18 protein-coding genes are annotated in these 26091 nt (G+C 54.0%); 14 read left to right on the top strand and 4 right to left on the bottom strand.

All coding sequences use genetic code 11. The features are described 5' to 3' along the window. The first annotated feature begins 13 nt into the window (after nucleotides 1-13). Both PREMU_RS11410 and PREMU_RS11415 read left to right on the top strand, forming a co-directional pair. Entirely contained in the window at nucleotides 14-1960 is a 1947-nt protein-coding gene (locus PREMU_RS11410) for a SusD/RagB family nutrient-binding outer membrane lipoprotein (protein WP_169311321.1), read from the top strand. 119 nt (nucleotides 1961-2079) lie between these two features. Then, a complete protein-coding gene (locus tag PREMU_RS11415) occupies nucleotides 2080-2778 on the top strand; it encodes a hypothetical protein (RefSeq protein WP_007575490.1) in 699 nt (232 codons plus the stop codon). A gap of 52 nt (nucleotides 2779-2830) precedes the next feature. Here the strand turns inward: PREMU_RS11415 and PREMU_RS11420 are convergent, their stop codons facing one another. Beyond that, the gene (locus PREMU_RS11420; protein WP_040559001.1) at nucleotides 2831-3349 is read right to left on the bottom strand and encodes a hypothetical protein; all 519 of its coding nucleotides are present in this window, start codon (nucleotides 3347-3349) and stop codon (nucleotides 2831-2833) included. A 59-nt stretch (nucleotides 3350-3408) separates the two neighbouring features. Continuing rightward, nucleotides 3409-4281, bottom strand: a complete 873-nt coding sequence (locus PREMU_RS11425; RefSeq protein ID WP_007575493.1) for a DUF362 domain-containing protein — start codon at nucleotides 4279-4281, stop codon at nucleotides 3409-3411. A 475-nt stretch (nucleotides 4282-4756) separates the two neighbouring features. On the opposite strand from PREMU_RS11425, the gene xylE reads away from it, so the two are divergent. The 5 genes from xylE (at nucleotide 4757) to PREMU_RS11450 (ending at nucleotide 10154) form a co-directional block, all read left to right on the top strand. Further along, a complete protein-coding gene (gene xylE, locus PREMU_RS11430; RefSeq protein WP_007575495.1) occupies nucleotides 4757-6232 on the top strand; it encodes a D-xylose transporter XylE in 1476 nt (491 codons plus the stop codon). 12 nt (nucleotides 6233-6244) lie between these two features. After that, nucleotides 6245-7738 carry a xylulokinase gene (locus PREMU_RS11435; RefSeq protein ID WP_007575497.1) on the top strand — a complete coding sequence of 498 codons (1494 nt, stop codon included), beginning with the start codon at nucleotides 6245-6247 and terminating at the stop codon, nucleotides 7736-7738. A gap of 72 nt (nucleotides 7739-7810) precedes the next feature. Further along, nucleotides 7811-9295, top strand: coding sequence for an L-fucose/L-arabinose isomerase family protein (locus PREMU_RS11440; protein WP_007575499.1), 1485 nt, complete (start codon nucleotides 7811-7813; stop codon nucleotides 9293-9295). A 125-nt stretch (nucleotides 9296-9420) separates the two neighbouring features. Beyond that, nucleotides 9421-9846 (top strand): nucleotidyltransferase substrate binding protein, encoded by a 426-nt coding sequence (locus PREMU_RS11445; protein ID WP_007575501.1) that lies wholly within the window; start codon nucleotides 9421-9423, stop codon nucleotides 9844-9846. Continuing rightward, a complete protein-coding gene (locus PREMU_RS11450; RefSeq protein ID WP_007575502.1) occupies nucleotides 9846-10154 on the top strand; it encodes a nucleotidyltransferase domain-containing protein in 309 nt (102 codons plus the stop codon). Before PREMU_RS11445 ends, PREMU_RS11450 begins: the two co-directional genes overlap by 1 nt. Nucleotides 10155-10258: 104 nt before the next feature. Here the strand turns inward: PREMU_RS11450 and PREMU_RS11455 are convergent, their stop codons facing one another. Beyond that, the gene (locus PREMU_RS11455) at nucleotides 10259-11656 is read right to left on the bottom strand and encodes a carboxylesterase/lipase family protein (RefSeq protein ID WP_083819249.1); all 1398 of its coding nucleotides are present in this window, start codon (nucleotides 11654-11656) and stop codon (nucleotides 10259-10261) included. 239 nt (nucleotides 11657-11895) lie between these two features. On the opposite strand from PREMU_RS11455, the gene xyl3A reads away from it, so the two are divergent. Continuing rightward, entirely contained in the window at nucleotides 11896-14484 is a 2589-nt protein-coding gene (gene xyl3A, locus PREMU_RS11460) for a xylan 1,4-beta-xylosidase (protein WP_007575505.1), read from the top strand. A gap of 300 nt (nucleotides 14485-14784) precedes the next feature. After that, nucleotides 14785-16755, top strand: a complete 1971-nt coding sequence (locus tag PREMU_RS11465; RefSeq protein ID WP_040558362.1) for an alpha-L-arabinofuranosidase C-terminal domain-containing protein — start codon at nucleotides 14785-14787, stop codon at nucleotides 16753-16755. Between the two features lie 256 nt (nucleotides 16756-17011). Here the strand turns inward: PREMU_RS11465 and PREMU_RS11470 are convergent, their stop codons facing one another. Next, nucleotides 17012-18130 carry an IS5 family transposase gene (locus PREMU_RS11470; protein ID WP_007575509.1) on the bottom strand — a complete coding sequence of 373 codons (1119 nt, stop codon included), beginning with the start codon at nucleotides 18128-18130 and terminating at the stop codon, nucleotides 17012-17014. A gap of 167 nt (nucleotides 18131-18297) precedes the next feature. Here PREMU_RS11470 and PREMU_RS11475 point away from each other — a divergent pair, with 167 nt between their 5' ends. The 5 genes from PREMU_RS11475 to PREMU_RS11495 all read left to right on the top strand — a co-directional run bounded on the left by PREMU_RS11475 (nucleotide 18298) and on the right by PREMU_RS11495 (nucleotide 26072). Beyond that, a complete protein-coding gene (locus PREMU_RS11475; RefSeq protein WP_007575513.1) occupies nucleotides 18298-18825 on the top strand; it encodes an RNA polymerase sigma factor in 528 nt (175 codons plus the stop codon). Nucleotides 18826-18895: 70 nt separating this feature from the next. After that, the gene (locus PREMU_RS11480; protein ID WP_007575515.1) at nucleotides 18896-19882 is read left to right on the top strand and encodes a FecR family protein; all 987 of its coding nucleotides are present in this window, start codon (nucleotides 18896-18898) and stop codon (nucleotides 19880-19882) included. Nucleotides 19883-20003: 121 nt separating this feature from the next. After that, the gene (locus PREMU_RS11485) at nucleotides 20004-23192 is read left to right on the top strand and encodes a TonB-dependent receptor (protein ID WP_223918662.1); all 3189 of its coding nucleotides are present in this window, start codon (nucleotides 20004-20006) and stop codon (nucleotides 23190-23192) included. 12 nt (nucleotides 23193-23204) lie between these two features. Further along, nucleotides 23205-24677, top strand: a complete 1473-nt coding sequence (locus PREMU_RS11490; RefSeq protein ID WP_007575519.1) for a RagB/SusD family nutrient uptake outer membrane protein — start codon at nucleotides 23205-23207, stop codon at nucleotides 24675-24677. 30 nt (nucleotides 24678-24707) lie between these two features. Then, entirely contained in the window at nucleotides 24708-26072 is a 1365-nt protein-coding gene (locus PREMU_RS11495) for a DUF5125 domain-containing protein (RefSeq protein WP_007575521.1), read from the top strand. Nucleotides 26073-26091 lie beyond the last annotated feature (19 nt).

Consider the following 26091-nt stretch of genomic DNA (forward strand, 5'->3'; position numbering starts at 1 on the left):
TAAAAAGATGAAAATGATGAAATTGAATAGACTATTTATTGTAGGAGTCTTGATTGCAGGCTTGGCAACGGCTACCTCATGCCGGGACGACTTCAAAGACCTGAATAATGACCCGTCGAATGTCACCAAGACCATCCCTGACGGCATTCTGGCTCAGGCTATCAACCAGTTTCAACCCACCGACTATCTGCTGTGGTTCTACAATACGCCCTATTTCACGCGCTGGGACCAAATGGGCACGCCCGGTGGAGGCTTTTCAAACGACTACACCGGCATGGCCGAGGACGGCGGACAGGGCAGCCAGACGTTTGCTACGCTCCGTCTGCGCAACCGGCTGCAGACGTACATCAATGAGAAAAAAGATGTTGCCGACAACGGATACTTAGCTGCTACGGGCATCCTCACCGTCTATCTCGGCATCTTCGATACAGACATCTATGGCTCCATGCCTTATTCAGAGGCTGCCCATTACGACGACAAGGGCATCCTGACACCGAAGTATGACAATGTGCAGACGCTTTACGACACCTGGATGGATGAGCTTAACAGCTATATCAAGATGCTGCAGGCCAGTGGCCTTAACAGCAACGCCAAGCAGGATGCCGCCTACAAGTGCGACTGGGCTAAATGGGCTAAGCTGGCCAACTCCTTAAAGCTGAAGATTGCTGTGCGCCTCTACAACAACGATCCCGCGAAGGCAACCAAGATCGCAGAGGAAGCTGCCGCCAACTCTGCAGGCCTCATTCTCTCCACCGATGATGACTTCTTGTTCTGCAAGGCCACGGATGTCAACTCCGGTAACGCCGATGTGGTCTACGGTACAGGCAACGGCTTGAGCACGGTCTATGCCACAAAGAACGTCTTCAAGTTCATGCTCGACAGCAAAGACCCGCGCATCCGCTTCATCTATGCCAAGAACTCCTACAACTCCAAGGTCGTACAGAGCTTCATCGACAACGGCAAGTGGGACAAGCTGCCGACGGATGTGAAGAAGAATGTCATCCGTGACGAGAACGGTAACTTCAAGGCTTGGGGCGGAATGGGAGAGCCCTGGGTGCGCTATACCGCCCTGCCGGTACAGTATGAGCCTAAGAATTCTCACGACAGCAAGCTGCTCTCTGATGAGGATTACGAGGAGTATTGGAACTCGGGCACACGCTATCTGATCGACATTGCCGGCAAGCAGAAGTCGTATAACCCCTTCAGTTACTACACCAACGAGATGCGGCGGGGACGCGTTGACTTCACCTTGCCGACGGCAATGACCAAGAACGCCGATGGCTCCGTGAACATGCACATCATCCAGGACACGCAGGACAACCCGCTCTACCAGATGTATCTCGGCGCGGGTGAGGTGAACCTCTACCTGGCTGAGTTCGCGCTGCTCAACGGTGGCCGCTTTGCAGGCAAGAGCGCTGAGGAGTGGTACAACGCCGGTGTGCGCGCTTCGGTGGAGGAATTCAATAAGTTAGCTGCCGACAATAAGATTCCTTACTACGGCACCACCTATAACTATGACCCCAACGAAAAGCCTATCGACCTGCAGGCAGGGGAGATTGACGCCATGCTCGCTACGCCCGACGTGCAGCTGACCGGCACGAAGAGTGAGAAATTGGAGAAGGTCTACCTGCAGCTCCTCATTCATTTCAGCGAGCAGCCCGACGACCAGTTTGTCACGGCCCGCCGTTCAGGCTATCCGAAGGTGGGCTCCACGCTGCTGCCGTTCGTGAAGTTTGACCAGGTGGCTCTGTCGGCCATCCCGCGCCGTTTCGTCATTACCGCACCGCTTGTCACCGACCGGATGAAGGCCGTGAAGGAGGCAGCCTATGCCGAGGAAGGCTTTAAGACTTTCGGAACCAACAGTCAGGGCAGCCAGTACAATGGCGGAAACGCACCCCTGAACGTCGAGCGGCTCTGGCAAGACAAGAACGCACCGCAGTGGGGCACGCCGAAAGAATAGGCCCGAAGAGATGGCCTGAAAGGCTATTCTCACCGCGATAACTGAAAAATCGGGGCCTTCGCGGGCTCCGACTTTTCTCATTCGGTCATGATCTTAAACAACTGTTAGTCATTTTTACCATGCGTAAATATCTCACATTCCTGCTTCTCGGCCTCTGTATGGCTGTGATGGGACAGGAGAAACGTTTGTATTTTTTCCCTGATTTCCTGCCTACCCGCATCGTCTATCAGGGTGGTGCCACCTACCGTGTGCAGGCCAACTACGATGTGGCCAACCAGAAAATGATGTATCAGCAGGACGGACAGCTCATGGAACTGACCCATCCACAGCTCGTCGACACCATTTTCACCGGAGGCCGTAAGTGGGTATTCCACGACGGACAGTTCTGTGAAGTCATCCGCAGGCCATCGGGAGCGGAGACGCTCATCGGTTGGCACATGACGAAAATACAGGTGGGCTATGAGGGTGCGCTGGGTACTGTCTCGCAGGCTCCCACCCAGAAGGTAGAGCTCGGCGGCAATTTCGGCATGGGATCGTTTACTGGCGACAGCGGCGGAGGCATGTACAATGGCTCGTTCGGCGTCAACGACCAAGTGGGCAGCAGCAATATGATGGACGTGTGGCACAACAAAAACAGCAACGTGTATTATTTCACCAAAGGCGCGAAAGAATACAAGATCAAGTCCATCAAGCAGGTTTACAAGGCGTTTCCCGACCGTAAAGACGAGATGAGGCAGTACTTTTCTGACCATCATCTCGACATGCTCACGGCAGAAAATGCGTTAGCGGTCATCGACTACCTGCAATCGTTGCCATAGGCTGCCATGGAAGTCTGTGGCCGTTAGCAGTGCTGGCCGCGGCTGACCCTTCTCAGAGGGCCGCGGCTGGCTGGCGGCCGGTGATTTTCTGATAGGCCAGACGCTCATCGCCGCCGGACAGGAAAATGATGCCGCGGTAGCTGAATCCCGCGTGGACAAGAGCCCGTTGCATCAGTGTGTTGTCGCGGTGGGTGTCGATGCGGATATTGTCGGCGACGGAGAAACAATAGTCAAGAATGTCGTGCATCACCCCATGGACCCCGTGCTCTCGCGCTACACGGTGGATGACATGGTACGGCCTGCCTGCTTCCAGCCAGCTTCCCTGGTAAATCTTGGCGTAGGTGGCTTCGGGTCCCGGCATGAAGGCAAAGGTGGCGATGGGTGTGCCGTCCTGCAGCAAGAGGTAGCTGTAGCCTTGTGCGATGTCGTGTTGGAATTGCTGGTTGCTGGGGTGATGGTCTCCCCATTGCAGGGGGTTGCCGTTCTCGCGCATCAGTTTCCGACCACTCTCGATGAGCCAGCGTATGACGGGCAGGTCCCAGACCATAGCCTTCCGAATTGTTCTTTCCATGTGCTTGTGTGTTGGCAGGCAGTTGCGTGTGCCTTTGGCGGCCTCTGCTTCGCGTACTGTCATTCGACCATGATGAGCTTGTATTTTTTGTTTCCCAGCCCTATCTTTTCGGCATAATCGATGATATAGGTGCCGTGCTGGCGGTTGATGCGCTCAATGAGCGGCTTCTCGTCGTCGCCTGGCTGCCCCTGATGGTTGAAGACAAGGTCTACACAGGCTTTGTCGAGGGCCACAGGGTCGGTGCTGGCGAGTATGCCCATGTCCTTGAGCTTCGGGTCGGCAGGATGACTGTCACAGTCGCAGTCCACGCTCATGTTGTTCATCACGTCGATGTAGATGATGTTTCCATTTCCGAAATAGTTGGCCACGCTCTGCGCTGCGGCCGCCATGCTCTCTAAGAAGTCGTCTTGCTTGGGCAGATTTTTCCACGCCACGGCAGGCACATCCGAGAATCCGGCGGAGTGGATGTAGGCTTTTCCGGCTGTTGAGGCGACGCCGATGCTCTGGTTCTTCAACACGCCGCCGAATCCGCCCATGGCGTGACCCTTGAAGTGGGCCAGGTTGATCATGAAGTCGTAGTTGGCTAAATGGTCGCCCACAATGTCGTACTTCAGGTGTTTCTTGTCCTTGATGGGTATGCGCATCTGGCCGAACTCATCCATCAGGTCTACGGCGGCGATGGAGTCGAAGCCGTGGGCGTGGATGGTCTCCCAGTGCTTGCCCACGTCCTGACGGCTTCCGCCATAGGCCGTGCAGCACTCCACGAGGGTGCCGTTGACCTCATCCACCAGGCCGCGGATAAGGGTCGGCTTGAGATAGTTGTTTCCTCCCATCTCGCCAGAGCTGATTTTGATGGCCACATGGCCATGGACGGGTACGCCCAACGCCTTGTAGATTCTCACCAGCGACGCAGGACTGATTTCCTTCGTCATATACACCTTAGCCTATGCATGGAGCATCATCGTGCTCATCCATGCGAAGATAAATAGTAATAGCTTTTTCATGATTGTATGATTATTTTATGGGAGCTGTCTGAGCATCAGCCTGCCGCGCATTGCACCAATGTGTTCTGTCGTTAATGGCCTGAATGATGTCTCCCCCCAAAATTATACAATTTTTCGTTACCCTCCAACATTTTGTGGCAAAAAAATTATTTGCCCGTTGCCTTTACGGCGCAATCGCGATCTCTTTACGGCGTAATCGCAATGCCTTTACGGCGTAATCGTGTTGCCTTTACGGTGTAGACGCGGAGCGGTGGAACCTGCCAAGACGCGTCTTTGACATTTCTATTTGTTGCATGTGCATGTGTCAAATGTTTCAAATGATGTTATTTAAGGTAAAAACGTTTGCAACATACGGACATTACCATTACTTTTGCAAGGTAAAAATTGACAAACCTAAAAGCAAATGGAATATCAGCAAAACGGCAGCCGTGGCTATCTCGCTGCCATCGTGATGGTCGCGGTTTTGGGCGGCCTGCTCTTCGGCTACGACACGGCCGTCATATCTGGCGCTGAGAAGGGCCTGCAGGCTTTCTTCCTCGGCGCGCCCGATTTCCGGTACACTGACTTCATGCACGGCTTCACGTCGTCGTCGGCGCTCATTGGATGCATCATCGGTTCGGGTCTCTCCGGTCTCTTTGCCTCGCGTCTCGGCCGTAAGCGGTCGCTGGTCTTTGCCGGCATGTGCTTCTTCATCTCGGCATGGGGAAGTATGAAACCTGAGACGTTCGGCCTGCTGCCTTATGGCAAGCCCACCTATTCTCTCTTGGTGGCGTTCAATCTCTATCGTGTCCTCGGCGGCATCGGCGTAGGCATGGCGTCGGCCATCTGCCCGATGTATATCGGCGAGATCGCCCCCAGCAATATCCGCGGCATGCTGGTGAGTTTCAACCAGTTTGCCATTATCTTCGGACAGCTTGTCGTCTATTTCGTCAACTTTCTCATCCTTGGCGACCATACCAATCCGCTGATCGAGTCCATCGGTCAGGGCTTCTCGGCCGTGCTGCCGGGCAGTGATCCGTGGACCATCAGCACGGGCTGGCGCTACATGTTCGGTTCTGAATGCGTGCCGGCGGGCTTGTTCACCCTGCTCATCTGCCTGGTGCCGGAGACCCCGCGCTACCTGGTTATGCAGGGACAGGACGACAAGGCGCTGTCCATTCTCTCGCGCATCAACGGCATCTCGGTGGCCAAACAGACCCTTTCCGACATCAGGAACACCATCACCGAGAAGAAGGAGAAGCTCTTCTCCTTCGGCTTCATGTGCGTCTTCGTGGGCATCATGCTCTCCGTCTTTCAGCAGACCGTCGGCATCAACGCCGTGCTCTATTATGCGCCGCGCATCTTTGCCGACATGGGTATGGACAATCCGATGATGCAGACCGTCATCATGGGCGTGGTCAACATCAGTTTCACGCTCGTCGCCGTGTTCACGGTGGAGCGTCTCGGGCGCAAACCGCTGCTCATCAGCGGCTCCGTCGGCATGGCCATTGGCGCTTTCGGCGTGGCCCTGACCTTTGGCAATGCGGCCCTGAGCACCGTCACGATGCTCTCCATCATGGTCTATTCCGCCAGCTTCATGTTCTCGTGGGGCCCCATCTGCTGGGTCTACATGGCTGAACTCTTCCCCAACACCATCCGCAGTCAGGCCACAGCCATTGCCGTGGCGTTTCAGTGGATCTTCAACTTCATCGTCTCCTCGACCTTTGTCCCCATGTTCAACATGCACCTGAGCAAGGGCGACAACTTCGGTCACTGGTTCACTTACGGTCTTTACGGCATTATTTGTGTCGTGGCCGCGCTCTTCGTGTGGAAGCTTGTGCCTGAAACCAAAGGTAAAACCCTTGAAGACATGACAAAATTGTGGAGAAAAGAACAATAAAACTATAAGCAAATGAGCAAGCAGTATCTATTAGGCCTCGACGTAGGCAGCAGCAGTGTGAAAGCCTCGCTGGTGGAGGTGGAGAGCGGCGCCATCGCGGCCACGGCCTTCTTCCCCGGCAACGAGGCGCCCATCAAGGCCGTCAGGGCCGGCTGGGCAGAGCAGGACCCGCAGATGTGGTGGGACAATGCCAGGCTGTCGCTGGCCAAAGTGATGGCCGACACCGGCGCCACGGGCAACGACATCAAGGCCATCGGCATCTCTTACCAGATGCACGGTCTGGTGTGTGTGGACAAGTCGCAGCAAGTATTGCGCGACAGCATCATCTGGTGCGACTCGCGTGCCGTGCCCTATGGGGAGAAAGCCTTCGGCGATCTCGGCGCGAAGCGCTGCCTGAGCCACCTGCTCAACTCGCCCGGCAACTTTACAGCCGCCAAGCTCGCATGGGTCAAGGACAATGAACCGAAGCTTTTCGCCCGAATCGACAAGGTGATGTTGCCCGGCGACTACATCGCCATGCGCCTCAGTGGCACTGTCAACACTACGGTGGAAGGCCTCTCCGAGGGCATGTTCTGGGACTTCAGGGAACGGCAGCCCGCGCAGTTCCTGCTCGATTACTTCGGTTTCGACCGCAGCTTGCTGGCCGACACCGTGCCCACTTTCTCCGTCCAGGCCGAGGTGAGCCGTCAGGCAGCCGCCGAGACGGGGCTGAGAGCGGGCACCCCTATCAGCTACCGCGCGGGCGACCAACCCAACAATGCCGTGAGCCTCAATGTGTTCAACCCTGGCGAGATTGCTTCTACGGCCGGCACATCGGGCGTGGTCTACGGTGTGTTGGGAGAGGTGAACTACGATCCCAAGAGCCGTGTCAACACCTTTGCGCATGTCAACTACAGTGCCAGGGAGACGCGCCTGGGCGTCCTGCTCTGCATCAACGGCACCGGAATCCTCAATTCCTGGGTGCGGCGCAATGTGGCACCCGAGGGCATGACATACCCGCAGATGAACGATGCGGCCGCCAACATTCCCATAGGCTGCGACGGTGTGACTGTCATCCCGTTCGGAAACGGAGCCGAGCGCGTCCTGGAGAACCAGAATCTCGGTTGCTCCGTTCATGGACTCAACTTCAACAAGCACACGCGCGGGCACGTCATCCGCGCCGCGCAGGAAGGCATCGTCTTCAGTTTCTGCTATGGCATGGAGGTCATGCGGCAGATGGGCATGAAGATCGGCACCATTCACGCGGGTCAGGCCAACATGTTTCTCAGCCCTGTCTTCCGCGAAGCCCTCGCCACGACATCGGGCGCCACCATCGAGCTCTATGAGACTGACGGCAGTGTGGGTGCAGCCAAGGGCGCGGGTATGGGCGCTGGCATCTATAAAGACCACGACGAGGCCTTCGCCACCTTGAGGAAACTCGCCGTCATTGAGCCGGACAGCCGTCTCGAAGCTGACTATAAGGAAGCCTACGAGCGCTGGAAAGCCGTGCTGGCAAAGGAGCGCTGATGATTCCGCGACACCTCTTTATCAACTGAACACTTACAAACTCAAATACTCATCAACTCAAAAATTAAGCATATGACAAGCACAAACATTCCTTCAGTCAAGCTCGGTATCATTGCTGTGAGCCGCGACTGTTTCCCCATTAAGCTCTCCACCCAGCGCCGCGAGAACATCGTCAAGGCCTACAAGGGTGAGATCTTCAACTGTCAGACCACTGTAGAGAACGACGCCGACATGCAGAAGGCTCTCGACGAGGTAAAGGCCGCAGGCTGCAACGCCCTTGTGGTGTTCCTCGGCAACTTTGGACCCGAGACGCCCGAGACGCTCATCGCCCAGAAATTCGACGGTCCCTGCATGTTCGTCGCTGCTGCCGAGGGCGACGGTGACATGATTAACGGCCGCGGCGACGCTTACTGCGGCATGCTCAACTGCAGCTACAACCTCGGCATGCGCCATTTGAAGAGCTACATCCCCGCCTATCCCGTGGGCACGGCAGACGACATTGCCAGGATGATAGAGGACTTCATTCCCGTGGCCCGCACCGTCATTGGACTGAAAGGCCTGAAGATTATCACTTTCGGTCCGCGTCCGCAGGACTTCTTCGCCTGCAACGCGCCCATCAAAGGCCTGTATGAGCTCGGCGTCGAGATAGAGGAGAACTCGGAGCTTGACCTCCTCGTGGCTTATCGTGCCCACAAGGACGACAAGCGCATCCCGGAGGTTTGCGAGAGCATGCGCCAGGAGATGGGCGAGGGTCACTACTATGAGGAGCTGCTCACCCGTATGGCACAGTTTGAGCTTACCCTTCTCGACTGGGCCGAGGAGCATAAGGGCAGCCGCCGGTATGTGGCATTTGCCGACAAGTGCTGGCCTGCCTTCCCGAAGGAATTCGGCTTCGAGCCCTGCTATGTCAACTCACGTCTGGTGAGCCGTGGCATCCCCGTGGCCTGCGAGGTAGACATCTATGGCGCCCTCTCCGAGTACATCGGCATGTGCGCCAGCGGCGACACCGTGACCCTGCTCGACATCAACAACTCCACACCGAAGTACATCTACGACGAGGACATCGTGAAGAAATACGGCGACAAGTACACGCTCCGTGACACCTTCATGGGCTTCCACTGCGGCAACACGCCGTCCTGCAAGATGTGCTCCGGCCGTGCCATCAAATATCAGCTCATTCAGAACCGTATCCTTGAGTGCGGTTGCAAGCCCGACTTCACGCGCGGCACCCTTGAAGGCGACATCGCTCCGAGCCAGATCACGTTCTACCGCCTGCAGTGCGACAGTGAGGGCAACCTCCGCTCCTACATCGCACAGGGTGAGGTGCTTGACGTACCGACCCGTTCCTTCGGCGGCATCGGCATCTTCGCCATCCCCGAGATGGGCCGCTTCTATCGTCACGTGCTCATCGAGAAGCACTATCCGCACCACGGCGCCGTGGCTTTCGCCCACGTGGGCAAGACGCTTTACAACGTCTTCCGCTACCTCGGCATTCAGGATATTGCCTACAATCAACCCAGAAATCTTCCTTATCCGACGGAGAATCCGTTTGAATAATCCACAGGCGGGGACGGCACAGCGGTGCCGTCCCTGTTTTTTTTTTGCTCTTTCTTTTTGCCAATACGCTTGAAAAGTGTATCTTTGCGCTGTGGAGACATATAGGTTTCCATCAACTGTAGAAGATGACAAATGATTCTGTAGAACCCCGCTGGCATCAGCGTTTGGCCACTTTCCGGAAGGCGCTCGCACGTCTGGGAGAAGTGGTGGAACTGCATCGGACGCGCCCCCTCACCGCTTTGGAGAAGGACGGAATGGTGCAACGCTTCGAATATACTCAGGAATTGGCTTGGAAGGTGCTGAAAAACTATTTGGAATACCAGGGTGAGATACGTCTTGGCGGCTCGCGTGACACCATCCGGCAGGCTTTTGCCATGGGTATTATTGCAAATACGGATCCCTGGTTTGACATGTTGGAAAGCCGGAATGAGACCTCTCATGTGTACGATGAGGACACGGAGGAAGACGTCATTGATAAAATAATGGTGACCTTTTATCCCATTCTCTGCGAATTGCAGCAGTCGCTCACCGATTTAGAAAATAAGGACTGATGGAGTTTGGCATAGAGGAAAGATACTTATCAGAGCTGCGGAACATCTTGTCCTCCATTCCGGAGATAGAAGAGGCCGTCATCTATGGGTCGCGTGCCCGTGGAGATTACAAGCCTACATCCGACATAGATCTGACCCTCAAGGGTGAGCACCTTACCGACCGCCAGCTCTTTCTTCTGCGGGAGAAGCTTTATGCATCGCGCCTGCCTTATCTCTGCGACACCAGTATCTTCTCTCATCTTCGCAGCCGGCCATTTGTCAATAACATCCTTCGTGACGGTGTCGTTTTCTACCGTCGTGGCAACTGATAGTCTCTACGCCGTAATGGCAATGCCATTACAGTGTAGACGCATTGCCATTGCAGTGTAAAGGCAATGCCATTACGGCGTAGAGGCGTAGCCGGCCCCAAAGCTTATTTTTTGATGTCCAGTTTCATGAAGAAATGCTTCTTGGGTGTGGACTGTTTCCATACGGTGCGTCTGGACGTGCCGTTGGGGTTGCCGTACTTGGCAAAGTTGGTCCAGAAGTCGAGCATCTCCTTGCTCAGCGCGTAGTCGGCCGGCGTGAACGGTCGCCAGGAGCGTGCGAGCGTGCCGAAGGTGTACCACAGTTCGGAGGAATGGAACGCCCCTGCGTCGTCGCCTGGGAGCCGCCGCGTGAACTCGTAGCTGTAGACGGGTTGCCGGCTGTACTCCGCGCGCTTGTCGACGAAGCGGTTGATGGCCTCGTCCATGGGCAGCATGTCGTTGGCGGTGTAGCCGATGAGGTAGGGCACGTCGGCAACGCTGTTGTCGGTCACCGCGTTGTCGAACGATTCGGGCAACGCCGTGTCGCCGGTGTGCGGAGCAAAGACCTGCATGGTGTTGATGCCCTGTCGGCGGCAGATCGACCACGGGTCGCGTACCTCGTCGGAGCGGGCATCGCGCATCTTCTCCACGGTGGTGAAGCCGAGCGAGTCCATCAGCATCTTGCCCGTGTGCTGCATATAGTCGACAGGATCGTTGCCGGAGAGGAAGTTGCCAAGTCCGCCGGCACTCTCGATGATGGCTTTGGCGATGAGGCTGCGCGACAGCGGCGAGGCCACAAGATTCTTCACGCTGCCGCCGCCTGCGCTCTGACCCATGACGGTGATGTTGGTAGGGTCGCCGCCGAAGGCACTGATGTTGTCGTGAATCCACTTGAGCGCCGTGATCTGGTCGTAGAGCCCGTAGTTGCCCGACTGTCCGTCGGCATTCTCCTTGGCGAGTTCCGGGTGGCAGAGGAAGCCGGTGATGCCCATGCGGTAGCCCACGGTGACGAGAATCACCCCGCGCCGGGCCCACTCATCACCATCCATTTCCATCTCGTAGCTGTAGCCGTTCTGATAGGCTCCGCCGTGAATCCACATGCAGACCGGCATCCGCGCCGCGGGGTTGTTGAGAGCCCGCCTGGGCACCCAGATGTTGAGGTAGAGCGAGTTCTCGCTGGAGTGGGGCATGCCGAAGCGGAAGAACTCCTTCTCATAGAACGAGCCTTTGTCCTGATCGGTCTGCAAGGCGATGTCGCGGAAGTGGTCAGCGCGCAGCACACCCTTCCAGGGCTTCACGGGTATGGTGCGACGCCAGCGCAAGGAACCGATGGGCGGCTCGGCATAAGGGATGCCCTTGAAGACCATCACGTCAGATGAGTCGGTCAGCACACCTTCCACACGGCCCGAAGGCGTGGTCACGACGTCGTCGGAGAATACTGCGGCGCTGAAGCCGGCGGCATGCCCGGAGAGCGTGGCGGCCGACAGCAGCGCGAGAATCACGAAGAATCGGTTTTTCATCATAGTAGCGTTTAAAAGTTCTTGCTGTGCAAATTTAGCCTTTTTCTGCCTTCCAAAAGTTTCAAAACGTATTTTTTTTGTTTATTTTCTGTCTTTAGAATCGTTTTTTTTACAATTTGAAATGAGATTGATACAAATAGGCAGGTCGTATCTTTATAAAAAGCATTATCTTTGCGGTGAAAAGCACTGGGACCAGCTCCGGTGTGCTGTTTGATATTCAATCTAAAAACACTTATAGAGACATGAAACTACGTTCATTGCTGACAGGCTGTTTATTGATGTGCGTTGTCGGAGTCAACGCGCAGCAGTCTCCTTATCAAGATCCGGGCCTCTCGTTTGAGGCACGTGCCAAAGACCTCTGTTCCCGCCTGACGCTGGAGGAGAAAGCGTCGCTCATGTGCGACGTCTCGCCAGCCATTCCCCGTCTGGGCATTAAGCCGTTCAACTGGTGGAGCGAGGCGTTGCACGGCTATGCCAACAACGGCGACGTCACTGTCTTCCCCGAGCCCATCGGCATGGCGGCATCGTTCAACCCCACGATGGTCTACCAGGTGTTCACAGCCACTTCCGATGAGGCGCGCGGCAAGTACAATCAGTCCATGGCCGAGGGCAAGGAAGACACGCGTTTTCATAGTCTGTCGGTGTGGACGCCCAATGTCAACATCTTCCGCGATCCACGCTGGGGCCGAGGACAGGAGACCTACGGCGAGGACCCGTACCTGACCAGCGTCATGGGCGTGGAGGTGGTCAAGGGCCTGCAGGGCCCGGAGTCGACGAAATACCGCAAGCTCTACGCCTGTGCCAAGCACTTCGCCGTGCACAGTGGTCCCGAGTACACGCGCCACACCGCCAACCTGGCCGACATCTCGCCGCGCGATCTGTGGGAGACTTATCTGCCCGCCTTTAAGGCTACGGTGCAGCAGGCCGGTGTGCGCGAGGTGATGTGTGCCTACCAGCGCCTCGACGATGAGCCGTGCTGCGGCAACTCCCGCCTCTTGCAGCAGATCCTTCGCGACGAGTGGGGCTTCAGGCACATGGTGGTGAGCGACTGCGGCGCCATCGCCGACTTCTACACCAACCATCACGTCTCATCCGATGCCGTGCACGCAGCCGCCAAGGGTACGCTGGCCGGTACCGACGTGGAGTGTGGCTTCGGCTATGCTTACATGAAACTGCCCGAGGCCGTCAGGCGCGGACTCGTCTCTGAAGCTGAGGTCGACAAGCATGTCATCCGGCTGTTGAAAGGGCGCTTCGAGCTTGGCGTGATGGACGATCCCAAGCTTGTTTCCTGGACGAAAATATCGCCAAAGGTGGTCGACAGCGACGCGCACCGACAGTTAGCACTCAATATGGCTCGTCAGACCATGACGCTCCTGCAGAACCGCAACAACGTGCTGCCCCTGGCTAAGGGCGAGAAGATCGCCGTCGTGGGGCCCAATGCCGCTGACGGACCGATGCTTTGGGGCAACTACAACGGTACACCGAGCCGCACCACCACCATCTTAGAGGGTATCCGTGCCAAGGCAGGCAAGGACATCCCATATCTGCAGGGCTGTGATCTCGTCAACAAGAACGTGCTCACGAGCCTGCTTGCCGAGTGCGAAAAGGACGGCCGGAAAGGTATCAAGGCCTCCTTCTGGAACAATATCTCGCAGCACGGCGAGCCCGTCACGACGGAGTGGCTGCGCGATCCCGTCAACGTGACGACCTATGGGCAGCACACTTTTGCCGACGGCGTGCTCATGCAGAACTTCTCCGCACGCTATGAGACTGACTTCACACCGAAGGAGACGGCCGACGACCTCATCCGCATACAGTACACAGGGCGCTTCGACGTGAGTGTCGATGGTAAGCAGGTGGCGGGCGACTCCACGTGGCGCACCGACCCCGTGAACGTGCCGTTGAAGGTGGAGAAGGGCAAGACTTACCATATTGTGCTCAATTATTACTATGTCAACGGATGGGGCTCGAACCTCAGTCTCGACCTCGGTCACGAGTCGCCCATCAATTATGCCACGGCCATCAGGCAGCTCAGGGGCGTGAGGACCGTCGTCTTCGTGGGCGGAATCTCATCGAAACTCGAGGGCGAGGAGATGCCTGTCCATGTGGAAGGCTTCAAGGGCGGCGACCGCACGAGCATTGAGTTGCCCGCTGTGCAGCGCGATTTCCTCAAGGCGTTGAAGGCTGCCGGCAAGACGGTGGTGTTTGTCAACTGCTCCGGATCCGCCATCGCGCTGACACCTGAGGTGGAGAGTTGCGACGCTATCCTGCAGGCCTGGTATGCCGGTGAAGAGGGTGGCAGGGCCGTGGCCGACGTGCTCTACGGCGACTACAACCCTGGCGGCAAGCTGCCAGTGACGTTCTACCGCTCCACTACGCAGCTGCCTGCTTTCGACGACTACTCGATGAAGGGCCGTACCTACCGCTATTTCTCCGACGCGCTGTTCCCCTTCGGCTACGGACTGAGCTATACCCGCTTCGCCATCGGTAAGGGCAGCCTCTCCGCTCCGGCCATGAAGGCCGACGGTAAGGTCACGCTCACCGTCCCCGTCAGCAATGTAGGCAAGCGCACGGGGGATGAAGTGGTGCAGGTCTATGTCAGGGATGTCAATGATGCCGACGGTCCGCTGAAGTCGCTGAAGGCTTTCCGCCGCGTCAGTCTCAAAGCGGGCGAGAGCCGGAAGGTCACCATTCCCCTGACCGCCGAGACGTTCAGCCTCTTCGACAGCGCTTCCAACACCGTGCGTACAAAGCCTGGAAAATATGTCGTCTATTACGGCACGAGCTCGCGTGACAGCGACCTGAAGCAACTGTCCATGACCATTGAGTGAGGCCTTCACGCCCTTGGAATTCTCCTTACCGCCGCAGCTGATGAAGACACGGCAAAGTTAGCGCATCACGATGACTTTGCCGTGCTTGCCTGTCGCCAAGAGATTTCAACTTATTTCATGGTCCTCTCTTTCTCCGTTTGTTATAAAAAGGACGGGCTTTACAGGCGTCTTTTCCTGTCTGACAAGCTTTTTCGCTGTTTTTTTCTCATGTTGGAATAAATCTCTATGTTTTTGAGACATTTTCTCACGAGGATATAGTGATGTTTCCATAACTTTGCAACACTATTTGAAACAATTGATATGATGATAACTGAAAGATTAAAGGCAATCGTCCTTGCGGCTGGATTGGTGTGGGGCGGCATGGCGACGGCTCAGCCGAAGCTCACGCTCAGACTGGACAAGGCAGACAAAACCGTCAGTCCTACGCTCTACGGACTGATGACCGAGGAAATCAATTTCTCATACGAGGGTGGTCTCTACGCCCAGCTTATCCGCAACACTTCGTTCAAAGAAGACAAGAACGGGCAGCAGCCCAACCCGTGGACGCCCTGGAAAACCGGCGGCCCGAAGTTCTGGACGCTCTCTGACACTGTGGCGAGCCACATTGCCATTGAGCTGAACGACGGCATCAACCGCGCCAATCCTAAGTCGCTCCGCTGGGACGCTGCCAAGGGCTCGCGTTTGCTCAACGACGGATATTGGGGCTTTCCCGTACGTTCAGGAGAGAAATATGAAGGTGCATTCTACGCCAAGACGGCTGGAGACGCACCGGCAAAGCTCACGGTATCGCTCGTCAGTACGGACGGTTCGACGGTCTATGCCGTCACAACGGTAGACGGTATCGGCAGAAAGTGGAGCCGTCACACCTTTACGCTCACGGCGCCCGCGTCGGTGAAGGCCACCAAAGATGTGAAATTCTGCGTCACGGCCGATGAAGCCGGCAAATATTGGCTCACGCGTGTCACCCTCTTCCCGCAGACTTTCAACAACCGTCCCAACGGCATGCGCCGCGACCTCATGCAGATGATGTGTGACATGCACCCAAAGTTTCTGCGGTTCCCGGGAGGCAACTATGTTGAAGGCAATGATTTCCGCAACCGTTTCGACTGGAAGCGCACCGTGGGCAATCCTGATGAGCGGCCGGGCCATATGAGCCCGTGGGGCTATCCCAGCACCGACGGCATGGGTCTTTTGGAATTTCTGGAGTGGGCCGAGGACGTCGGCGCCGAGCCGTTGCTGGCAGTCTTTGCCGGCTACACGCTGAGTGGCGACTATGTCACGGGCGACTATGTTGACGGGTTCGTGCGCGATGCCCTGGACGAGATAGAGTACATCACGGGCGGTCCCGGCACCAACTGGGGCGCACAGCGTGTGCGCGACGGCCATCCCGCGCCTTTCCCGCTCCATTATATAGAGGTGGGCAATGAGGATTTCTTCGACAAGTCGGGCAGTTATCCCTCACGTTTCAAGAAGTTCTACGACGCCATCAAGGCCCGCTACCCGCAGTTGCAGGTCATCTCCACTGTCGATGCCAGGATGATGGAGCGGCAGGCTGCCGAGACGTGCGTGAAGGACGTGAAGTATGACCTCATTGACGAGCACTATTATCGCAACACGGCAGAGATGTACCGCGCGTTTCATCAGTACGATGCTTACGACCGCAAGGGTCCGAAGATCTTCTGCGGCGAGTGGGCCTCACGTGAGGGTGAGCCCACCACCAATATGAATGCCGCCCTCGGCGACGCTGCCTGGATGGCGGGCATGGAGCGTAACTCTGACATCGTGGTGGCTCATTGCTATGCGCCGCTCTTCGTTAACGTCAACCCTCACGGCATGCAGTGGAAGAGCGACCTCATTGGTTACGATGCCCTCACGGCCTACGGTTCGCCGTCCTACTATGCCCAGTGCATGTTTGCAGGCAATGTGGGTGACAGGATCGTGCCGGTGGAAGTCAACGGCCTGCCCCAGATGAACGTCAACGGATCCAGACTTGACCAGGTCTATTATACTGCTACACGAGAGGCCAGAACCGGCAGGGTCTACTTGAAACTGGTCAACGGTGGCAGTACGCCGGTGATGCTTACGGTTGAGCATATCGGTGGCAAGGTCGGTGGCAAGGGTGTCTGGACGGTGCTGAAATCAGCCAAACCGGAGGACACCAACAGCATAGACCGTCCCAGAGCCATTGTGCCGGCAACAACAAAGACAAAGACAGGGAAAGCATTCCAGATAAAATTGGCACCTTATTCTATCAATGTATTGAGCTATTAGTGGATATTGTGGTATTAGCTAACAGCTTGTAACAGTAGTGAACAGATATTCGTTTTGGTTTTGTTTTTAAGATGATCATTAGTTATTATTGGTATTAAGGTAACTTCTATTAATTCATAAATTCGAGTGGAAGCTATCCCGTCCGAATCTTTCAATCGGGATTGCCTTCCTCAACAGGGAGGTTCAGCTAGCGATAGAGGTCGTTTATCCACTCATTGACTTGTTGTTTTTGACGATTTGACACGTTTGGGCGCAGTTATCCCTGCACAGAAGCCAGTGCTTCCTTGATAAGGCCAGGCTGGCAACGGCAGAACTGCTCATATCTGAAGATGTTATAGACGAGGTCTGTTAGAGCTGTGGCGGCAGCGGCGCGGAGCATTCCGATGCTTCTCACGATAGAGCCGTTCATCGCTCCCTCTACGAAGCCGAAGATGTGCTCTATGCGGCATCTCGCCTTTGACTTCTCGCGGTTGTTCGACTTCTGCTCCTCGGTCAGAGGATGGTTCCTCATGCCTTTCTCGCAGATGATGGGATTCATGCCGTGGTCCTCGACTTCCTGGTCCTTCCCGACATAGCCTGCATCCAGATAGAGATCCTGTCCTTTGTCCTTGTCTTCCAAGAGCTGACCGACAACCTTTGAGTCATGGACATTGGCGGATGTTGTGAAGTGCTTTTCGATGAGCTTGGTCTTCTTGTCTGCCTTGACATGGTCCTTGTAGCCGTAGTGAACCTCACCGCGCTTCTTTGTCCAGCGGGCTTCTATGTCCTTGTGGGACTTGACGTAGCGCTTGTGCTTCCTCTCTTTTGCAGTGTCCCCATCCTCGGGATTCCAGAGCTCATCGCCCCGGCCTTCCTTGATGGTCTTGTTCACCTCGCGGGAGTTGCGCTGCTTGGGAGCCTCTACGAACGTGGCATCGATGATCTTGCCTTCGTTGAAGGAAAGTCCCTTCTGGTCAAGAAAGGCACGGAACTCATCAAACAGCTTGTCGAATGTGCCGTTCTTGCAGAGCTTCTCCTTGCATGCCCACACCGTCTTCTCGTCAGGAACCTCAGCCACAGTATGGATGCCAAGGAACTGGCGGAAACTGGTACGGTCGACTATCTGGAACTCTATCTGGTGGTCGCCCAAGCCATAATAACGTTGAAGGAATATGACTTTGAACATCAACACTACATCAATGGGCTTGCGGCCGGCCTGGGACTTGCATTCCTTGGTCAGCAGGGCCTCTTCCAGTATCGGGCGGAACATTTCGAAGTCGACGAGCTTCGAGAGGCGCTCAAGGGGATTTCCGAGTTTGGACAATGCGTCTAAGGTGAACTCCTCCTCAAAGAGGCTCTCACTCATCGGCTCGCGGTATATGGTTTCCTTCTGCATGATTTCGTCTGTTCCTACTTACAAAGGTGCGAAATTTTGTCGAGATATACAAATAAAACATTGATAATTAATGAGTAAATTTATAGAACATCCCTTCATTTTTTTCATGTTGCTGTCATACTTTTTTGCCGGCAAATACTATACATTAATAGTTAACCTTCATCCGAATGATAAATAAGCAAGTTATAAACGGACTGAGAAATGGCAGCCGCAGCCATTTTGAGACTATTTACCACCTATATAATGGGTGGGTTTATAATTTTGTTTTCTCCCTTGTGAAGGACGCCGCGGTGAGCCAAGACATTACGCAAGATGTGTTCTTGCAACTATGGAACTATCGGGAGCATCTTGAAGATGATAATAATTTTGAGGGTTATCTCTTCCGCATCACCCGCAACATGGTGTTCCAGTACATACGCAGGGAGCTTCTCAGGCAACAATATCTGAAGCGACTCGCACAGGAAAAACAGAAAACGGAGAATGTGGAGAAGGCCATCGACCAGTCGTTGATGGAGGACTACATCCTCAAACTCACGGAGCATCTGCCCGACGCCCGCAAGAATATATTGCTGCTTTACTGGAAATCGGGACTCACCTATAAGGAAATCGCCGAGCGGCTCTCTATCTCTGAGAAAACCGTGGCCACCCAAGTGCAGCGTTCTCTCAAGTACTTTAAATCCAGAATGGACTCATAAGCCATGAATCCTGCGTGAGACGCAGGCTGTGGAATAGCTTTTCAAACGTAGAACAATCAAAAGATTTGTCATGAAATACCAAAGATATCGCCCCCTGATAGAGAAACTCTTCAAACGCCAACTCACGTCGCAGCAAGCGGAGGAACTTGACGAATGGCTCGATCATCCCGAGGCCAATGAAGGTTTTGACGACATGTGCCACACGCTGTGGGTCAACACGCCGACTGCGGCCAATGACACAGTGGAGTCGGCTATGCTCACCAATATCATGGCCAACATCGACAACACGGTGGTGGAACAGAAGCCACAGCGTTTTAATTTCTACAAGATAGCGGCCATAGGGCTCCTCTTGGTGACCTTGGGAATGGGTGGTTATGTTTATAACACACGCAGCGCCATGGCTGACAGAGTGGCCGAGGTGGTGGAAAACAAGGTGGAAAAGGGGAAGAAAGCCCAACTCACGCTGCCTGATGGCACCCGGGTGTGGCTCAATTCTTATAGTAGTCTCACCTATAATGGGGCCTACAACATGGATGAGCGAGTGGTGAAACTAAGTGGTGAGGCCTATTTTGAGGTGGCGAAGAACAAGGACAAACCTTTCATCGTGGATTGTGGAGGTGTCAATGTGGAAGCGTTGGGCACCACATTCAACGTGAAAGCCTATCCCACGGACTCTACCTTGACCACCACGTTGATGGAAGGAAGAGTGCGGGTGTCGGATAAAAAGTCGGGCATCATCCTCGAACCCAACCAGCAACTCATTTATAATAAGAAGTCGAATACTTTTGCCGTGGCGCAGGTGGACAACCTCAATGAGGCTGATTTCTGGAAGAAGAATATCCTCTACTTCAACGCCACGACGCTTGCCGACATAGCTAAGACCATCGAACGCATGTATGATGTGAAGATAGTCTTTAGTTCTAATGACCTAGCCGAGGCCACCTTCTCGGGTACCATTCGCAATAATAGCCTTGAAAACGTGTTCCATGTCATCAGCCTTACCTATCCGCTGACCTATGAGGTGCACGACAATACCATCTACTTGAGGCGTAAGTAGTGGCGCCGAGGGCTTTTCCTAAAGCAATAAAAACCTTATACCATATATTATTAACCTTTATTTTATGAAGATGCATTATTCTAATTGGAAGAGAAAATGTATAGTCAGTGCTTATCTCGCCATGGTGGCACTGTTGCCATTGAATGCCCAGGTGACGTTCAAGGCGCAAAACCAGACTATACAACAGGTGCTGCAACAGATTGAACGCAAGGCTGGTTACAGTATTTTTTATAATGACAAACTGCCTGGACTCAAGCAGAAAGTCAACTTCACGGCGAACAATGAGCCCATTGAGAAGGTGATGAGCCGTTTGCTGCAAGCCACCGACATTGACTATCGCATAGAGGCTGGCAAGCAGATTGTGCTGACGTGGCGTGTGAAAAAGAGCACGACAGTTCCCCAGCGCAAGCAGGTGAAAGGTGTTGTCAAGGACGCCAAAGGTGAGCCACTCATTGGCGTCAGTGTGACGATTGAGGGCACCAACAATGGCACCGTGACCGATGTGGATGGTCGCTATCAGCTCGAGGTCGCCCCGGGAGCACAGTTGCACTATTCCTATGTGGGCTTTCAAAGCCAAAAGCTTCGTGTGAGCAGCGGTGAAACTTATAATGTTGTGCTCCATGAAGATAATACGCTGCTCGATGAGGTGGTTGTTGTGGGCTATGGCTCGATGAAACGCAAGGATATCACCACGGCCGTTTCTGTGGTGTCAACGAAAGATCTTGACGAGCGTCCGCTCATGTCGGCGGCGCAAGCCATACAGGGCAAGGCCGCCGGTATTCAGGTGGTGCAGCCTTCTGGAGCCCCCGGCACAGGACTGAGTATCAGGGTGCGTGGCGCGACGTCGGTACAAGCTTCCAACGAACCGCTCTATGTGGTGGACGGTATGCCCACTGATAATATTTCAGACATCAGTCCTAATGATATTGAAACAATGCAAGTGCTCAAGGATGCCTCATCGGCAGCCATCTATGGTGCCCGTGCCGCCAACGGTGTTGTGCTGATAACGACGAAGCGTGGTGTGGCCGGCACCCCTCGTGTGAAGTTGAGTTCTTATGCTGGTTTTTCCGTTTTGGGTCGCAAACTCGATGCCCTCAACACAGAGGAGTACAAGGAGTTGATGGCTGATTTGAAGAAAGTGTCCAATGTGGCGCCCTCCATTCCCGAGACCGAGCACCGCTATACCGATTGGACTGACTTGTTTTTCAAGACGGGTATAGAGCAAAACTATCAATTGTCATTGCAGAATGGCAGTGAGAAACTGCAATATTTCATTTCCGGAGGCTATACCGACCAAGAAGGAATCGTGGAGAAGTCTCACTTCAAACGTTATAATTTCCGTGCCAACATCGACAGTAAGCAGACCAAATGGCTCGATCTGTCGCTCAATTTCTCCTATGCGCATACCGATGGACAGTGGGTTCGGGAGAGCAGTAGTTCCATGAGAGCAGGCTCCATCCTGTCGGTTATCAACACTCCCCCTTTCATGCAGAAGTGGGACAGCACCCATCCTGATTGGTATGATGAGCAGGCCTATGGCTCACGCATCTTGAATCCGTTGGCAGCCAATGCGGCTGATAACCAGACGGGAACCGACTATGTGAAGGGCGCTTTCGGCGCTACTCTTCATATAGCCAAAGGTTTGACATGGAAAACAACCTTCGGAATAGACCTTAACAATGAGCGATGGAACTATTATCTTGACCCGACATCGACCTCTGACGGCCGCTCCACAAAGGGACGGGTCGAGGAAAGCAGCTCAAGAAACTTTGAATGGCTCTTGGAAAACATACTGACCTATGATGTTTCGTTCGATAAGCACAACTTGTCGCTCATGGGTGGTGCCACACAACAGCACGCCCAATACAAAGGATCATGGATGGCAGGCTTCGACCTTTCCGAATCCTATCCCGACATACACAACATGGCAGCGGCCAATCAGATTGATAAGGACGCCACCGGAGCAGGTGCCTCAGCATGGTCGTTGTCTTCTTTCTTGGGTCGTGTGGCCTATAATTACGATAGCAAGTATCTGTTGACGATGAACTTCCGTGCGGATGGTTCGTCACGTTTTGCCAGAGGTCACCGCTGGGGCGTGTTCCCCTCCGTGTCAGCAGGTTGGCGTTTTTCAGAAGAACCCTTTATGAAAGGCTTGAAAAACATAGTGGATGATGCCAAATTTCGTGTGAGCTGGGGTATGAACGGTAACCAAGGAGGCATAGGAAACTACTCTTATTTAGCGAGAATGAGCGTGAGCAAGGTGGCGCCTACGGCCGACAACCTCTATCCAGGGTTGGCCATTACGGCCAGCACAGCCGCCAACAAGGAACTGACATGGGAGAAAACAGCCCAATGGAATATGGGTCTTGACCTCACGATGTGGAACGGCAGACTTATTTTCTCGGCCGATGCTTATTATAAGAAGACCACTGACTTGCTGCTCACCGTAAGCCTTCCCGACTATGTGAACCTGCCAGGAGGCATCACTCGTAATGATGGACAGATGGTGAACAAAGGTGTGGAATTCAATCTTTCGTCTCAAAACATCAAGGGAAAGTTCCAATGGAACACCGATTTCAATATTTCATTCAATAAGAACCGCCTCACCAAACTTGGTCTCAACAAGATTTATTACTATGGAGAAATGTATGAGACAAAGGAACCAGCCATCATTCTGAAAGAAGGACTGCCTTTAGGTTCTTTCTTTGGATATGTTTCCAAGGGTGTGGACCCAGAGACTGGCGACATCATTTATGAGGATTTCAACGACAATGGTATCACCGACCCAGGCGACCGCACCATCATTGGCAGTGCCCAACCTGATTTCACTTATGGTATGACCAACACTTTGAGTTACAAAGGCTTCAGTTTGTCGCTCTTCCTACAGGGCAGTCAGGGCAACGATATCTATAATGCTACCCGTATAGACACTGAGGGAATGATGGATTTCCGCAACCAGTCGAAGGCCGTGCTCGACCGTTGGCGCAGACCAGGCATGGTGACCGATATTCCTCGGGTGGGCAATGATGAGAACATACACAACTCCACACGCTTCGTGGAGGACGGTTCTTATCTACGACTCAAGACCGCCACTTTGTCCTATTCATTCGACAAGCGGCTGATAGGCCGATGGGGACTTGCCAAACTTCAGCTCTATGTTACCGGTCAAAACCTTTTGACACTGACCAAGTACTCTGGCTACGATCCCGAAGTGAATGCCTATGGCTCCAATGCCGTGCAGCTTGGCATTGACTATGGCACTTATCCACAGTCGAAAGCTGTTATCTTCGGATTGAATGTTGAATTTTAAAACACTAAAACGATGAAAACAAATAGAATATATATGGCCGGTGTGCTCTTCGGAGGGCTGTTGTTGGCGTCATGCAATGACTTTTTGGAGGAGCGTCCGCAGTCTGATTTCACGGCCGAAGCCACTGTTAGCGACAGTATCGTCTCGAAATATAACACCATTGCCGATGCCCGTGCGGAATTGCAGGGAGCTTACAACAGTTTCAAGAATGATATTTTCCAACAAGAAAACTACATGATCAACGATGTGCAGTCGGATAATTGCTATGTAGGTGGTGATGGTACGAATGAGGCGGCGGTAGATATTTTCAAGCTTTCAGCCACCAATGCCAAGGTAGCGCTGGTGTGGTCGCAGTATATGGCCATGGCGGGCAATGCCACGAATGTCATTGAGAACGTGCGATTGATGAAGGGAGGAGCTTCCGACAAAGGGCTTCAAGAGGTGATGGCTGAGGCTAAGTTCATTCGTGCTTGGGCCCTTTTCGATATGGTTCGCCTCTATGGCGACCTGCCATTGGTGCTGCAGCTCATCCCCACCATTACTGCCGAGAATCTTGACACTTGGTATCCTGTGATGTATCCCAAGCGTAGCAGCGTGGAAGAAGTGTATCAGCAGATATTCAAGGACTTGGACGCTACAACCATTGCGGCCCTTCCTTCCAAGAACGCTGGTGCGTTCCAAGCCACCAAGGGTGCCGCTTATGGCTTGTTGGCCAAGGTCTATGCCACCTACAAAGCCAAGGGTGATCGCGATTATAAGAAGGTGGTGGAATATTGTGACAAGGTGATGGCGCAGGGCTATCAGCTTGTAGGCAACTTCGATGACCTGTGGAATCCGGATAATAAGTTCACCAGTGAGAGCATTTTTGAGGTGTATTACACCACGGAATCCCCCAACTGGGCCTATTGGACGTTGCTGAAGGAAGATGACGGTTCGGTTACTTGGCGTCGCTACTGCACCCCTACCCATGAGCTCGTGAGCAAGTTTCTCCCCAATGATAAGCGTTTTGCGGCCAGCATACAGTGGAAGAAGGCACCTTATGATGCTTATTGGAATGCCGACAACTATCCTTTCTCCTATAAAATCAGGGAGAAAAACTCCGACATCATCCTCATGCGCTTGGCTGATATCATGCTGCTCAAGGCCGAGGCCCTTGTGGAACTTGGGCAGACAGCCGAGGCCATCGGCATTGTCAACAAGATTAGGGAGCGTGCCGGCCTTTCCTCTAATTTGCTGAACACCGCTATGCCCCAGGCCGAGGCACGCAAAGCGGTGGAAAACGAGCGCCAACTTGAGCTCTACATGGAGGGCCAGCGCTGGTATGACCTGTTGAGAAACGACCGCGCACTCGAGGTGATGAGAGTCCATAAGGACCGGAATGGCAACCGACTCTTCCCCGACTTGAAGTCATTTAGGGTGCTGTGGCCCGTGCCGCAAAGCGAATTGGACAAGAATACCAACCTGAAACAGAACGAAGGTTATTAAACAACAATTATCCCCTAACACTGAAATCACATGAAAATCAATCATATATTATCTATGGTGATGGCCTGTGGCACGCTGTTGCTCACGGCCTGCAATGAGGAGACGAGCCGCACGGTCTATCCTTATTCCACCCCCCAAGTCTCCGGACTAAAGCTTTCCGCCGACCGCCAGTTGGCTTATGGCGACAGTCTTTATTTCTCTTTGCAAATCAATAATCCCGAGACACCGCTCTCCACGTTGGAAGTGGCCTTGACCGCCGATGGGCGTGAACTCTACAAAGAGTCCATCAGAACCAAGGGAAACACAGCCACCATCGACCATCATGGTCTATGCGTGCCCTTTAATACAGACCAGGAAGACGCCGGGGTGACCCTTTCCCTCACAGCCATCAATGTGGAGGGAGGCCAGCAACAGGTGACGAAACAAATCCAACTGGTCAGACCTCAATTGCCCGAAACACTCTTCCTGCATTATGATGATGAGGTGGTGGAAATGCATCGCCAAACGGACAATCCCTATGTCTATGCCACTCCAGAGGGCTCTTTCCCCGAGTCATTCAACGGAAAGATATCCACCGAAAAGGACATCGCTCAGTCGAAATACGTCTGGGGCTTTGCCGAGACAGCTGGTTATGCGTCGCTTATCAATTCCACGGGTGGCACTTTTAGTTTTGATTACAAGGATTGGGAGGTGCACCAGGTCACTTTCAACACCTATACATTCAAGTTGGGTGCCGTCGGCTTCTATCAGAAACTGATGATCAACGGTGTGGAAATGGCCAAGACCGGTGGCTATTACAAGACTTCTATCAATTTAGAGAAAAACGCCCGTGTGACGTTTACAGGCATCACCGGCCTTGAGAAAGCCTACAATCGTGACTTCTTCAATTATAATTCCTCTGACAACAGCCTCACTTTCACAGGTGCTTCGGGCACATGGGACATCTATTACTCTCCCACTTACAATTATATGTGGGTGGCTCGTATGAGCGATGTGGCCCCTGTGGCCTATTGGCTCGTTGGTCATGGTTTCACTGCCGCTCCCCGTTGGCATGAGGACTATGCTACTGGTGGCTGGGGACTGGAAGACATTTTCCGCTTGGGCTATATCGCGAAAGTGGGCGACAATAAGTATCAAACCACCGTTTATCTCAACAACAACCATGAGTGGGGCTCCTTCGAAATGGAAATCTACTCCGATTTGGCATGGGGAAAAGACAAGGGAATGCTCCTTCAAGAAGGCTCGTTGAGCGGTGACATAGAGGGCATCAAGATTTCCAAGTCGAATGGTATCACCTCTGATGATGGCTTTGTTCCGGGCTATTTCCGTCTCACCTTCGACACTTCTAAGGGTGTGGGCCACGAAACGCTGAACATCAAGCGCTTGAGCTATTAATCCTAAAAGCCCTTTCATG

The organism is Hallella multisaccharivorax DSM 17128, assembly GCF_000218235.1.
GTDB classification, from domain to species: domain Bacteria; phylum Bacteroidota; class Bacteroidia; order Bacteroidales; family Bacteroidaceae; genus Prevotella; species Prevotella multisaccharivorax.